The following is a 13,341-nucleotide window of genomic DNA, read 5'->3' on the forward strand; positions in this document are numbered from 1 at the left end:
TGCTCCGTTTGGTTCTGTGAATGATGTACGCCACATATCAGGGATAAAGGATACCGCAAGATAATGGGCACGGTATAAATTTCACGGAAACGCGTCGGCCAATGGACATGGTCGTGGTGCGGAGAGGGACGGTTACCGCATGCTGAACGCGATGAGGGCCGCAAGGTACAGTGCAAGCGCTGCGATCGCGGGGGCGTCGCGCCTCGCGACGAGCCGCATCACGTGGTAGTGCGTTCGTTCGCCGCCGGTGTAGCAGCGTGCATCCATGGCGCGCCCCAGGTTCTCGGCATGGCGAAGGGCACTGGCGAATAGCGGAACGATGAGCGGTACGCACGCCCGCGCATAGGCGAGCGCGCCCTTGTTTTCCAGATCGGCGCCGCGAGCGGTTTGCGCCGCCACGATGTGCTCGGCCTCCTGCGAGAGCGTGGGCACAAAGCGCAGGGCTATGGAGAGCACGAGCGTTCCCTGGCGCACGGGTACGCCCACGCGCTCCAGCGGGGCGAGCAGGTACTCGGCGGCGTCGGTCAGCGCGACGGGCGTGGTGGTGAGGGTGAGGAGCGACCCGGCAAGGAGCAACAGGAAGAAACGGGCGGTGTAGAGCACGGCGGCGTGCACGCCGCTCCAATGGATGTGCAACGGCCCCATGCTTAAGGCGACCTCGCCGGATTGGACGAAGAAAAGGTTGATGAGCGAGGTGACCACGAGGAAGAGCGCGATGGGACGGACCTGCGACAGGAGGCGGCGCGCGGGCACATGGGAGCAGGCCACGGCGCCGCCCACGGCCAACGCCGCAAGGAGCAGTGTGGGCAAGGAACTCACGAAAAAGCAGCTCACCATAAAGACAACGGTCCCAAGGAGCTTCACCCGAGGGTCGAGCCGGTGGATAGGCGAGTCGGCGGAATAGTACTGGCCGATGCTAGCGCGTAGTGCCATGGCGGCTCACCTCCGCATGGTCTATACGGCGGCCGCGGTCGAGCTCGATGACCTGGTCGGCGAGCTCGGTGACGTCTTCCATGCTATGGGTGACCATAATCAGTGTGGTCCCAACCTGCTTGAGCTGCTTCAGAAGCCTCCGGATGTGTTTGCGTCCGGTGGGATCGAGGCCCGCCATGGGTTCGTCGAGCACGAGGACGGGTTGCCCCATCGCCAGGACGCCGGCGATCGCGACGCTGCGCTGCTGGCCTCCCGAGAGCGCGAAGGGCGACGCCTGAAGGAGGGATTCGGTGGGCTCGAGGTTGACGGAGCGCAGGCTGTCGCACACGCGTCGGTCGATCTCGTCCGACGGCACCCCGAGGTTGCGCGGGCCAAACGCGACATCGTCGTAGACGGTCTCGGCAAACAGCTGGCGCTCGGGGAGTTGCGCCACGTATCCAACGCTGCGACGAAGCTCGCCGCGGCGCGCAAGGTCGGCGGTGTCGATGCCCGCGATGCGTACCGTTCCCCGGGTGGGGAGCTTGAGGGCGCAAGCGAGCTCGGCGGTGGTCGACTTGCCCGATCCCGTGCGCCCAATGAGAGCGGTGATGGTGCCGGGCCGCGCCTGGAAGGAGAGGGAGTCGAGCGCGAGCGGAACTGAGCTGCGGGAAGCGTCGCTGCTTCCGCGGACGCCGAACAGCCTCCGGCGGCGCGTGCGCTTGCGCGGGTTCACGGCTTTTGCGTAGGAGAACGAGACGTGATCGAATACGACGCTGGGCTTGTCGATGGGCTCGGCCGCGCTGTCGGCGCGCGTTGCCGCCACGGCACGTTGCTGGTTGGAAGGGCTGCCGTGGCCTTCCGCGCCGCCATGGGCTCCTGCAGCGCCAGAGCGCTCAGCGCTTACACTCCATGCGCTCGGCACCTCGAGACCGAGGCTCTCCACCAGTTTGGGCTGCGAGAAGAGCTCGCTCGGCGTGCCGTCGAACGCCGTGCGTCCGTGATCGAGCACGAGAACGCGGTCGGCCGCGAGGGCGTCTTCCATAAAGTGGGTTACATGCAAGATGGTGATGCCGCGGGCGCTGAGCTCGGCGATGATGCCTCGCACGCCCGAGCGGCCCTCGGCATCGAGCATGGCGCATGGCTCGTCGAGCAGCAGGATTTCCGGTTTCATTGCGAGTGCCCCGGCAATCGCCACGCGCTGCATCTGCCCGCCGGATAGATCGGCGGGGTCGCTCTGCGAGCGTTCGGCCATGTCGACGGCGGCGAGGGCGGCGTCGACGCGTTTCGCGATCTCCGGCTGGGGGGTGCACAGGTTTTCCGGACCAAAGGCGACGTCGTCGGCCACGACGCTCGTCACCATTTGGTCCTCGGGATGCTGAAAGACGCTCGCGGTCCGGCTGCGTATGGCAAGCGTGCGACACGGGTCGCTCGTGTCCATGCCGTGAATGACGGCGCGGCCCGCCGTTGGGATGGTCAAGACGTTGACGAGTTGGAGCAAGGTCGACTTACCCGACCCATTGCCGCCCAAGATACAGAGGTGTTGCCCGCTGGGGACGCGCAGACAGATATCGTTGAGGGCTTCGGTCGCAGCGCCGGGGTACGTGACGTGTACGTGTTCGAAGACGATGGCGTCGGCGGTCACGAGCGCATTGCCCCCTGTGCCTTGAGGACGTTTGCGCACGGCGCGAGCAGCACTTGGCCGGCAGCGGTGTTAATGATCATTTTGAGCATGTTGAAGGGCAGCAGGATCGGCAGGATCATGGCCGCGACCTCTTGGACGGTGATGGCCGTGTAGAGGGGTGTCACCACGAGGTTCATCGCGCATGCAAGCGCAACGGACACCACGGAGCCGAGTGCCATGCCAACAACGGATGCGCGGCGCGAATGTCCGCCTTTTGCGTACATGATTGCCGCGGGGATGACGAATGCACAGGTAGAGAGCATGCCCATGGGCGCACCGAACGGATCGAGGAACACGCGGGGCATCCACGAGATGATGGCGACGGCGGCTCCGAGCTTGGGGCCAAAGGCGAGCGCCGCGATAAGGCAGGCGATGCCCGAGGGGTCGTACATGAGCCAAGGCGCGGCGGGGAAGATGGGGATCTGCACGAAGCTCAAGATGAGCGAGGCCGCGGTGAAAAGCGCCGCGAGGGCGATCTTCTTTGAATCGATAGCATTGTTCATGGGAATACCTTCCGTTTCTTCACTCCGGACTATACCGTCGGCCCCGGAATCGCACCGGGTCGGCCGCTGTTTGCGGCTCGCGGGCTCATGCGCTTGGCGAGGAATACGCCGCGCATTTACCGCCGGTGGGGAATTGCGCCCCGCCCTGAAACATGTCGACTATAACGCGCCTTTCTGCGGGGCGCAATGGGGGAGCTCCTCGAAAGGGTTGTGGAGTCGCGTGGGAGGGGGCGGGTGCTTGGGTATAGTGGGGTGTGACTGTTTTTCACCTACCTATTGGGAGGGCCTTATGCACGAGCACGAGTATGTGAGCGAAGAGCTGCTCTGCGTGTTGGCGGGAATCGCCGGCGAGGACAATGTGCTCATGACCGAGCCCATGCGCGATTACACGACGTTTCATATTGGCGGGCCGGCTGACGTGCTCGTGACGCCGCGCACCCCCGAGGTACTCGTCAAGGTGCTCGACACCTGCTATTTGGGTGATGTTCCGGTGACGATCGTGGGTAACGGGTCGGATCTGCTCGTGGGTGATCGCGGCATTCGCGGTGTGGTTGTGCTCCTGCGTGACAATCTCGCTCAGGTTGAGGTCGACGCCGGCGGCTGGCGCGTGACTGCCCAGGCCGGCGCGCTTTTGCGTGACGTGGCCCTCGCCGCCGCCGAAGAGGGGCTCTCCGGCATGGAGCCGCTGTGGGGCATTCCCGCGACGGTGGGCGGTGCGTGCTTTATGAACGCCGGCGCGTACGACGGTACGATGGGCGACGTCCTCGAGTCGGTCCGCGTGTACGTGCCGAGCAAACAGGGCAATCGCGGGTCGGTCGTGACGCTCGAGGCGCGCGACCTCAATCTGGGGTACCGCAAGAGTCGCGTGCACGATGACGGACTCATCGTGCTTTCCGCTACCTTCAAACTTTCGCCGAGTAACCCTGCCATGGTCCGAGCCGCGATGGACGACTACCAGGCACGTCGCGAGGCAAAGCAGCCGCTCGACATGGCGAGCGCGGGATCGACGTTCAAGCGTCCCGAAGGTTACTTTGCCGGTAAGCTCATCATGGACGCGGGCCTGCGCGGCGCGCGCGTGGGCGATGCGCAGGTGAGCGAGAAGCATTGCGGTTTCGTGGTGAATACCGGCCGCGCGAGCGCGAAGGACGTGCTCGGCCTCATCGAGCATGTGCAGGCCGAGGTCAAGGCACAGTTTGGTGTCGACCTCGAGCCCGAGGTCCGCATGATCGGCGAGTTCTAACGTCTCGAATAGGCCTTGGTGTAAGCGTGCCGTCTCCTTGTGTGCGATCGTTCAAAAGTCTGAAAAAAGCGGCCGTCTCGGATGAGACGGCCGCTTCGGTTTGGGGCGGTAACGGTGGGTGGCGACTACTAGTCCTTGTTGAGTTCGTCGAGGATCCAGTTGATAGCGCCCTTCGGGTCGTTCGTGAGGTCGATGTACTGCTTACCGCGGGTCGTGAGCAATTTGATGCCCAGGCGGTCGGTATCGGCCTTCATATCCTCGTAATACGTGCGGGCCTGAGGTGCAAGTACGATCACGTTGTACTCGCTCATGATTTCATAATGGCTGCCGTACGCGCCGGAGTTCGAAACCAGGTCGATTCCCTCGGCAGCAGCTCCTTCGCGCAGGGCGTTGGCGAGCATTGCGCTCGTACCGGCTCCCTGGCACAGGACGAGAACCTTGATCTGCTCGCCCGTGCTCTTCATTTTGTCGGCGATGGCTTTGGTGTCGACAACCGGTTCGATGGATTCGCCCTCGGCACCGGTCTCCTCCTCGGCGATGAGGCTAAGGTCATATGCTTTGCAGAACGGATAGTAGATAACGAAGTCCACTGCCAGGAGCACGACCACGAGCAGCAGGGAAATGGCCTGCATGTTGGTGGTGAGGAAGATGCCCACCGGTCCGGGAAGCGCCCAGGGCAGGGTGTAGATGGGGGCGTTCATACCGAGGAAGTCAATGAATGCCTTGCCGATGACGGCGTTGGCCATGGGGGCGAGAAGGAAGGGGACGAACATGTAAGGATTCAATACGATGGGCATACCGAAAATGACGGGCTCGTTGACTCCGAAGATGGTGGGAATGACGGAGGCCTTACCCATGGCGCGCAGCTGCTTGGAGTGCATGAGAAGCATGAGGATGATCGGAACGACGAACGTTGCGCCCGATCCTCCCAGGCCGGAGATGAAGCTCGTGAAGTCCTGCGTGAGGGCAAGGGTGGGATGGCCGCCCGCCTGGAACACTTCGAGGTTGATGGTCGGGTTGCCATAGAGGGCGGCGTTGAGCGGAGTCATGACGACGGATGCGCCGTGGATGCCCATGAACTGGAAAAGTGCGACAGCGCCGGAGATGAACGCCATGCCGGCATAAGAGTCGACGGCGGAGAACAAGGGCGACATCAACGTGGACACGAGGTTGGCGAACGGCGTCGCGATGGTGGCGCGGCAGACGAAGTCGATTGCGGCGCAGATGATGATGGAGAAGCCGAAAGCGAAGATGTCGCGGAAGCTTTGGGCGATCGTGCCGGGAACCTCCTTGGGCATCCTGATGGTCACGTTGTGCAAGATGCAGAACTTATAGACGTTCACGATGATGAACGCAGAGATGAGCGAGGAGACGACGCCCTTGCTGCCCATGAAGCCGGTGTCGAAAACACTGGTGTCAACTCCGTCGACGGCGACAACGGAGTTGGTCACGGAGAGCAACAGCATGCCGCACATGGCCGCGATCATGGTCGAGCTGGGGTTGATCGCCTTTCCGGCAGGCATGCGGCGGTTCATGGAGGTGGCGAGTGAGTTGGCGGTTTGCCCGGCGACCATGATGCCGAAGACGCCCATGGTGTAGGCATACACCTTGTTGCAGAAGTCAAGCGCCTCCTGTGGCAGCGTGATGCCGACATATGCCGGAAGGGTGGATATCAGCAGGAACAAGCTGGAGAACAAGATGATGGGCATGTTCGATATGAAGCCATCCTTGATGGCCACCAGGTACATGTTCTTCGAGATCTTGTCGAAGAATCCCTGATGCCTTTGCAGCAGTTTGACGATTGAGTCCATGTCACGTCCTTTCGTGTACGCGTTCGTCGGCGCTAGGCTGCGGCGTCCGGAATCAACGAGCCTAGTGTGCATCGGTCATATCAAGAAAGATACAACTGATACAAATTGTCGGCAATAATTGAAAAGCACTCGGGAATTGTAGGTCAAGTTATATTTGGCAATATCGGTGAACGGTAGCAGTTACATTTATCAATAAGATAAATACCTGCCAAAATAATAAAAGATATGGATCCTTCTACCGTTTACCGATGGAATGCAGACAAGTTATTTAGTTGTTGTAACAATTAGGTATCAATTGAGCGGTATTGTCTATACGCTCGAATGACTATATGAAAGGTGATCCAATGGCAGGTAAGCGTCTTCTCAATTTCAACGCCTCAGACTTTCTGAGTGCAACGCCCATGGAGCTCAAGCAGGCGATTCTTGCGTCGGAGGGGCGCACCATCATGGCGGAGAACGTTCCCGGCTCCCCGTTATTGCTGGGTGCGACCAATGCCGAGTACGAGGCGCATGCCGGTGCGGACCTGCTCATGTTCAACGCGCTCGACCTCTTCGACCCGGAGATTGCCTGCGTGCCTGAGGGGATCGAAGAGAACCCCATCTCTTGGGTCAAGCGCGCTTGCGGACGGGCGATCGGTGTGAATCTGGAGCCAGTGGATGACCAAACCGAAATGGTCGAGACCCGCGTCGAGCTTCCTGTTGGGCGCCGTGTCTCCATCAAAACGCTGGAGCGGGCGAATGAGCTCGGCTTCGACTTCGTCTGCCTCACCGGCAATCCCGGCACGGGCGTTTCGAATGCCTCGATCGCTCATTCGGTCAGGGTTGTCAAAGAGCATTTCAACGGCCTGGTCATCGCTGGCAAAATGCATGGGGCCGGTGTGGATGAGCCTGTCATGACCCTTGAGATCGCCAAGTCCTTCATCGGGCTTGGTGTCGATATCTTGCTTGTGCCCGCCCCGTATACCGTCCCGCATTTCCAGGAGCAGGACCTGCGCGAGATCTGCGATTACGTGTACAAGTTCAATGAGGGAAAGCCCATCGAGGAGAAGGTGCTTGTCCTTGCGGCGAACGGCACAAGCCAAGATTCGTGCGACCCGGACTCCATCCGTCAAATCGGACTTGCGGCGAAGGCGGCTGGAGCGCATCTGCAGCACATCGGGGACTCGTTCAACGGGTGCTGCCTTCCCGAGAACATTTGGACGCTCGGCGTCGCCATTCGCGGCCTTCGCCATCAGCTCGCCATGACGAGTCGCTCGGTGATTCGCTAGGCGCGAGCGTCCCGCCCGTATAATACTATCCACGACGAAGACACAGGAAGAGCGATACATTGGGGGCAGCGGTGTTGGATTCTCGGGAAAAGCGGCCACTTTACGTTCAGCTCGTGGACGCTCTGCTCTCCGACGTGGTCGCTGCCGGCGGCGAGGGAGAGCAACTTCCCACCGAAAAGGAGCTGTGCGATGAATACGCCGTGAGTCGAACGACTGTGCGTCAGGCGCTCGCGGAGCTGGAGCAGAGGGGCTTGATCTATCGCATTCAGGGCAAGGGTTCTTTCATTGCCTCGGAGGCGTCGGTCGATGAGCCCTCGTCCATGCTTGATTTCGATATGCTCGCTCAGTGCGAGAGTGTGGAGCCGGGCGAGATCGTTCGCGAACTGGTTTGTCGTGATCTGCCGGATGTCGCGATGTCGACGGTCCAAATGTTCGGCGGGGCCTCCAGGGCATCAGTGTGCAGGACCGACGTTCGGTATCTTGTCGACGGTTCCGTCGTCGCGCTTGAGAGCATTTACTTGCGGCGATCCGACGTCAACGCGTTGCCGGACTGCGAATCCGAGCCGGTGCTCCGCACACTCATGGCGATTCGCCCTCGTGTGTCTTCCGTTCGCGAAAGCTATCACGCACGGTCGATTACAGCGGGTGAGCGAGATGCCTTTGGCGTCGAAGACGGGGTCCTGCTATCGATCACTCGATATGTGTCCGACGCGAACGGCGCGCTCGTGGCCCTTGTGGAGCGTCGAGTCCTGACCGATCGCGTGTCATATCAGAATTACAGATTTACTTCTTAAGGAGAGCGCATGGCTACCAAGCAGGAAATATCTATGATCGGTTTCGAAATCGTCGCGTACGCGGGCGATGCTCAGACGGATCTGATTGAGGCATTGGATTGCGCGCGCAGGGGGGAGTTCGATCGGGCCGAGGAGTTGCACGCCTCCGCCAAGGAGGCTCTCATCGGTGCGCATGACACACAGACCAAGCTGCTGTCGCAGGAGGCGGGCGGCTCCGAGATGGATGTGACGTTCATCATGGTCCATGCGCAGGATACCCTCATGACCGCCATGATGATGGAGAAGCAGACCCGCTTTTTCATCGATGAGTATCGTCGCATCGCCGCCCTCGAGGCGAAACTGGATTAAGGGATTTTGATGGGGGCTGGGTGCAAATTGCGCGTCGGTCAACGCTTTCGCCGACGGCGCGACGAGCTGCGGCGGCACTTCTGCCACAACACAACGACGTGCGTGAAATGTCGAAACTGATGCGCTTCAACGTCGTTTTTTCGACATTACACGCGCATGCCGCACAAACGCCGCGCTGACCGGAGCAATTCGCACCTGCCCCATGCGCGCCCGTTCGCGTACCTCGCCGTTACGAGAAGTCGGTGAGTTCCTGCCAGCGGGAGGATTCCACGGTGCCGCCGTCTTGCAGGATGAAGTACGCCGCCGTGTCCTCGAGCGCGTCGGCGATCTCGGCGCCTTGGCGGCTGCCGGCCACGAACAGCGTGGTCGAGAGCGCATCGGCGGCGGTCGAGGACGGGCTGAGCACCGTGACGCTCGCCACGTCGGTCTGGACGGGCTCGCCGGTGCGCGGGTCGAGGATGTGCCAGTACGTGACGCCGTCTTGCTCAAACACGCGCTCGTACAGGCCGCTCGTCACCAGTGACCCTCCCTGGACGCGCGCGGTGCCCACCACGGTGTCGCCACCGGGGTCGTTGGGATCGCGGACGCCGGTTTCCCAGGGTTCGCCGTTCGGCTTCTCCCCAAACAGCGCAATATTGCCGCCGAGCGAGAGCACGGCGCCGGTGGCGCTCGTCTCGTCGCGTAGTAGATCGCAGAGGCGGTCGGCCACATACCCCTTGGCGATGCCGCCCAGGTCGAGCTTGGCCTGCGGGTCGGCCAGACGCACGGTGAGCGCCTCCTCGTCAATCTCGATGCAGCGCCAATTCACATGGGGCAAAGCGTCGGCGATCGTCTCGGGTGCCGGGCGCACGCCCTCGGTGAAATCCCAGAGCGTGGAAACTGCGCCGATCGTGATGTCGAACAGGCCGTCCGCCTGCTCGCAATACGTTTTGGCGGCGAGCAGGAGGTCGACGGTGTCGGCGTGCACGCGAATGGGTTTGCCTGCCGCCGCGTTGATGCGGGCGATATCGGACTTCTCGTCATAGAGATCGAAGAGGGAGTCGAAGTGGGCACATGCTTTGGCCAGACGTGCCGGTGCTGCGTCGTCACCGTAGACGCTGAAGGTGCAGTAGGTGTCGAAGGCGAAGGTCGACCCGGTGACGGGTTTTGCGGCTGAGGCTCCGCTTCCGGGCCGTGCGCATCCGGAGAGCAGCAGCGCGAGGGTCGAGCAGGCGCCGCCGCACATGAGCCCGCGCCGCGAGATCGGCGTGCCCTTTTCCCTATCCATGGAATGCCTCCTGGGGCAGTGCACGCAGGACGAGCCGGGCGGCAACGCCCACGGCGGCCCCGCACAGGACGCCGGACACGGCGAGCGCGGGCATGTTGGCGAGCGCGACGCGGCTGGAGAGCAGCACGGCGACGGCGATGAGCTGGCCGGCGTTATGGGCGAGCCCGCCGAGCACCGAGGTGGCGACGGTGGAAAAGGCCCCGCTGCGCACGGCGAGTGCCATGACGGCCCAGGACAGCAGGCCGCCCGCCAGGGAAAAGACGAGCATCTGCAGGTTGGCGAACAGCAGCGTCGAGGCGATGACCTTGATGAACATGAGGAAGAGGCCCGCTTTCGCGCCCAGGCGCTCGAGTGCCATGAGGATTACGACGTTGCCCAGGCCCAGCTTCACGCCGGGCACGGTGACGGGCAGGGGGATGAGTAGTTCGAGGTAGCCGCATACGAGCGCGGCGGCGGTGAGCACGCCGTAGAGCGCGGCGCGCCGTCCGGGGGAGGTCGGCACCGTGGGCGCCGTGCGTCGCCTGTTATCGGATGTGTCAGCTGAGTTTCTCATACTTGTCATTATACGGGTTGGGTACGCTGTTAGGAGTTTGGCACCCAATACGAGAGGAGAGCCCTCATGGCCGTCCTGTTTATCGAATACCCCAAGTGCACTACCTGCAAAAAGGCCAAGAAATGGCTGGATGAGCATGGCGTCGAGTACACCGATCGCCATATCGTCGAGGATAATCCCACGGCGGCGGAGCTGGCGGAGTGGCACGAGCGCTCCGGCCTGCCGCTGCGCCGCTTCTTCAACACGAGCGGCATGAAGTACCGCGAGCTCGGCATCAAGGCCAAGCTCGACGCCGGCATGACGGACGAGGAGGCGTACGCCCTGCTCGCCACGGATGGCATGCTGGTCAAGCGCCCGATCATCGTGACCGACAACGCGGTTCTCACGGGCTTTAAAGAGGCCGCGTGGGAGGAGGCGCTGCTCTAAGCGTCTGTTGGAAATAGGAGGGCCGCCGTCGGTCCATGCCTCGGCTCTCCCTTAAAAATGTCTATGGGAATTGTCTTGTTGAGGACAGTGAAACGTCAGAACGCCATAGGTAATTTCCGTTTTGCCATAGGTGGTCTTGTGGGGGGTACTGATGGAGATACACGAACTGGAAGGGCTTGCCCATGCTGTTGCGGATGGGCGGATGTCGCCCGAGGAGCTGGTACATCAGGTTCGCGTGGATGCGGTGACCGACCTCGAATACGCCTGCGTTGACAACCAACGAGGTGTTCGCACCGGTGTGTCCGAAGTGATATACGGGGCGGGGAAGACACCCGAACAGATTGCCGGCATCGTTTCCGCGATGCTTGCCGTCGGACAGGAGCGGGTGCTCATCACACGCCTGGATGCGCAAAAGGCAGAGCGGCTGCGGGGTCTTGGATGCGGCTTTTCGTATCACCAAGGCGCTCGTGCCGGTGTGGTGGGCGAGCTGCCCGAACCCAACGGGAACGGGGAGGTCCTCATCATCACCGCCGGCACAAGCGACATTCCAGTTGCAGAGGAGGCCGCGCTGACTGCGCGGTTTTTGGGAAACCGCGTACGCGTGGTGCACGATGCGGGCGTTGCTGGGATTCATAGGCTCCTCTCGCACGGTGAGGATATCTCCGGCGCGCAGGTAATCATCGCGATCGCCGGTATGGAGGGAGCGCTGCCCAGCGTGGTTGCTGGGTTGGCGAGCTGCCCGGTCATCGCGGTTCCCACGAGCGTGGGTTACGGGGCGAATCTCGGTGGCGTCACCGCCCTGCTTGCCATGGTGAACAGCTGCGCGAGCGGCGTCTCGGTGGTCAACATCGATAACGGTTTTGGTGCTGCCTACCAGGCGTCTTTAATCAACCATCTTTCGAGCGGGGAGGCGTGATGCATATGAAGTGCGAGGGAAGAGACGACGGCGAGCTCCGCGTGGGCGACTCGAGTGCCGCGCTGTGGCTCGATTGCCAGGCGGGTATTGCGGGCGATATGCTCGTGGCGGCGCTGCTCGATGCGGCTCCGGACCGCGCGGAGGCGGAGGCGGTCGTGACGGCCGCCCTGGAGAGCCTACATGTGGAGGGATTCGACATCGCGGTGACGCGCGTGGTGAAGGCGGGCTTGTCGTGCCTTGATTTCAATGTGATCCTCGACGAGGCGCATGAGAATCACGATCACGACATGGAATATCTGCACGGCCATGCGCACGCCGTACACGGTGCGTGTGAACATGCGCTCCACGAGCACGCCCACGAGCACGCCCACGAGCACGCCCACGAGCACCGGGGCCTTGCGGAGATCAACGCGATCATCGAGTCCGCGCACATGGAGCCCGGGGCGCGTGAGTTGGCGCAGCGGACGTTCGCGATTTTGGCCGATGCAGAGGCCAAGGCGCACGGCGTTCCCGCTGACCAGGTGCATTTCCATGAAGTCGGCGCCGTCGATTCGATCGTGGACGTCGTTGCGGCGTCGGTGCTTGTCGATTATCTCGGCATCGGCCGCGTCTGCGTACCCGTTCTCGTTGAGGGCCACGGAACGGTCCGCTGCCAGCACGGGGTCATCCCGGTGCCTGTCCCCGCGACCCTCAACATTTGCGCCGCGCACGGCTTGCCGCTCGCCCCGTGCGAGGTGGAGGGCGAGCTCGTCACACCAACGGGTGCTGCTCTCGTTGCCGCCCTCGACCCCGCCTTCGATTTGCCTGCGCGGTACACCGTTCGCGCCGTCGGCCTTGGCGCCGGAAAACGCACCTACAGCAGGCCTTCGGTTCTGCGCGCGGTGCTCATAGAAGAGGAGCGCGGCTCGGGGCTGCAAACCTCGGTGGATTCGGAAGGGGTTTGGACGCGCGCCGCCGAGCTCGTGGCGCCGACGAGGATCGTCAAGCTCGAGTGCGATATCGACGATGCGACATCGGAGCAGATGGCGTATGCAGCCTCCGAGCTCGCTCGTGCCGGCGCGCGAGAGGTGCACTGGCTGCCCATTTTCTCCAAGAAGGGTCGCCCCGCTTATCAGTTGCAGGTGCTGTGTCAGTCCAGCGAGGTCCCAGCGCTGGAATCGATCATCTTCGCCGAAACCCCCACCCTCGGCATTAGGCGCATCGAATGCGAGCGTACGGTTCTCGCGCGTGAGCGCGCGACGGTCCAAACCCCCTTTGGGCCCGTTACGGTTAAGCGCGCGACGCTCCCAGACGGCACGAAGCGCGTTAAGCCTGAATACGAGGACTGTGCCGCCTTAGCGCGCACGTGTGGGGTCCCGCTGCACGAGGTGGTCGAAGCCGCCATTTTGTCCGCGCGGTAAAACCCCAGGTGAGCGGGGTCTGAGAACCCCGTCTACTTGGCTGTGCGAGAGATTCGTTACAAAAACGGTCGATTTGCGGCATGCGCGGCCGATTTTGCGTCGCGGGGCTACGATACACTAGTTAATCGGGCGCGCCACATGTCCGAATGCCTGCGGGGTCGGTGTCTGCCGCCGCGTCGAGGAGTCTTTGAAGTCGGCATGGAAGAACGAAAAGATGGGGGA

The 13,341-nt window shown here is 62.4% G+C and carries 13 protein-coding genes and 1 riboswitch; of the genes, 7 read left to right on the top strand and 6 right to left on the bottom strand.

The features are described 5' to 3' along the window. Positions 1-132: 132 nt before the first annotated feature. The 3 genes from DWV48_RS01420 to DWV48_RS01430 are packed head-to-tail and all read right to left on the bottom strand — an operon-like array spanning position 133 to position 3,096. Positions 133-933 carry an energy-coupling factor transporter transmembrane protein EcfT gene (locus DWV48_RS01420; protein WP_118652731.1) on the bottom strand — a complete coding sequence of 267 codons (801 nt, stop codon included), beginning with the start codon at positions 931-933 and terminating at the stop codon, positions 133-135. Next, positions 917-2,554, bottom strand: a complete 1,638-nt coding sequence (locus tag DWV48_RS01425) for an ABC transporter ATP-binding protein (protein ID WP_118652733.1) — start codon at positions 2,552-2,554, stop codon at positions 917-919. Before DWV48_RS01425 ends, DWV48_RS01420 begins: the two co-directional genes overlap by 17 nt. Beyond that, positions 2,551-3,096, bottom strand: coding sequence for an ECF transporter S component (locus DWV48_RS01430; protein WP_118652735.1), 546 nt, complete (start codon positions 3,094-3,096; stop codon positions 2,551-2,553). The genes DWV48_RS01425 and DWV48_RS01430 overlap by 4 nt, the downstream gene beginning before the upstream one ends. Before the next feature lie 8 nt (positions 3,097-3,104). Beyond that, a riboswitch (FMN riboswitch) is annotated at positions 3,105-3,253 on the bottom strand. Positions 3,254-3,385: 132 nt separating this feature from the next. Between DWV48_RS01430 and murB the strand changes: the two genes are divergently transcribed. Continuing rightward, positions 3,386-4,336, top strand: coding sequence for a UDP-N-acetylmuramate dehydrogenase (murB, locus tag DWV48_RS01435; protein WP_118652737.1), 951 nt, complete (start codon positions 3,386-3,388; stop codon positions 4,334-4,336). A gap of 128 nt (positions 4,337-4,464) precedes the next feature. On the opposite strand, the gene DWV48_RS01440 is transcribed toward murB, so the two are convergent. After that, a complete protein-coding gene (locus tag DWV48_RS01440) occupies positions 4,465-6,147 on the bottom strand; it encodes a PTS lactose transporter subunit IIBC (RefSeq protein WP_118652739.1) in 1,683 nt (560 codons plus the stop codon). Positions 6,148-6,491: 344 nt separating this feature from the next. On the opposite strand from DWV48_RS01440, the gene DWV48_RS01445 reads away from it, so the two are divergent. The 3 genes from DWV48_RS01445 (at position 6,492) to DWV48_RS01455 (ending at position 8,557) form a co-directional block, all read left to right on the top strand. Continuing rightward, positions 6,492-7,415 carry a haloacid dehalogenase-like hydrolase gene (locus tag DWV48_RS01445; protein WP_118652741.1) on the top strand — a complete coding sequence of 308 codons (924 nt, stop codon included), beginning with the start codon at positions 6,492-6,494 and terminating at the stop codon, positions 7,413-7,415. 113 nt (positions 7,416-7,528) lie between these two features. Then, a complete protein-coding gene (locus DWV48_RS09440) occupies positions 7,529-8,209 on the top strand; it encodes a GntR family transcriptional regulator (RefSeq protein ID WP_158574788.1) in 681 nt (226 codons plus the stop codon). A gap of 9 nt (positions 8,210-8,218) precedes the next feature. Further along, positions 8,219-8,557 (top strand): PTS lactose/cellobiose transporter subunit IIA, encoded by a 339-nt coding sequence (locus DWV48_RS01455; protein ID WP_118652745.1) that lies wholly within the window; start codon positions 8,219-8,221, stop codon positions 8,555-8,557. A gap of 229 nt (positions 8,558-8,786) precedes the next feature. On the opposite strand, the gene DWV48_RS01460 is transcribed toward DWV48_RS01455, so the two are convergent. Together DWV48_RS01460 and DWV48_RS01465 are read right to left on the bottom strand one after the other, a co-directional pair. Further along, the gene (locus DWV48_RS01460) at positions 8,787-9,824 is read right to left on the bottom strand and encodes an FAD:protein FMN transferase (RefSeq protein WP_118652747.1); all 1,038 of its coding nucleotides are present in this window, start codon (positions 9,822-9,824) and stop codon (positions 8,787-8,789) included. Continuing rightward, positions 9,817-10,377 (bottom strand): Gx transporter family protein, encoded by a 561-nt coding sequence (locus tag DWV48_RS01465; protein WP_233546030.1) that lies wholly within the window; start codon positions 10,375-10,377, stop codon positions 9,817-9,819. Before DWV48_RS01465 ends, DWV48_RS01460 begins: the two co-directional genes overlap by 8 nt. Positions 10,378-10,443: 66 nt before the next feature. Between DWV48_RS01465 and DWV48_RS01470 the strand changes: the two genes are divergently transcribed. The 3 genes from DWV48_RS01470 (at position 10,444) to larC (ending at position 13,119) form a co-directional block, all read left to right on the top strand. Next, complete coding sequence (locus tag DWV48_RS01470; RefSeq protein ID WP_118652749.1) at positions 10,444-10,803, top strand: arsenate reductase family protein; 360 nt, start codon at positions 10,444-10,446, stop codon at positions 10,801-10,803. A 151-nt stretch (positions 10,804-10,954) separates the two neighbouring features. Further along, positions 10,955-11,719 (top strand): nickel pincer cofactor biosynthesis protein LarB, encoded by a 765-nt coding sequence (gene larB, locus DWV48_RS01475; protein ID WP_118652751.1) that lies wholly within the window; start codon positions 10,955-10,957, stop codon positions 11,717-11,719. 5 nt (positions 11,720-11,724) lie between these two features. Beyond that, the gene (gene larC / locus DWV48_RS01480; RefSeq protein ID WP_118653033.1) at positions 11,725-13,119 is read left to right on the top strand and encodes a nickel pincer cofactor biosynthesis protein LarC; all 1,395 of its coding nucleotides are present in this window, start codon (positions 11,725-11,727) and stop codon (positions 13,117-13,119) included. Positions 13,120-13,341: the final 222 nt, after the last annotated feature.

Origin of the sequence: Collinsella sp. AF08-23 (genome assembly GCF_003479805.1) — a bacterium.
In the GTDB taxonomy this organism is placed as follows: Bacteria; Actinomycetota; Coriobacteriia; order Coriobacteriales; family Coriobacteriaceae; genus Collinsella.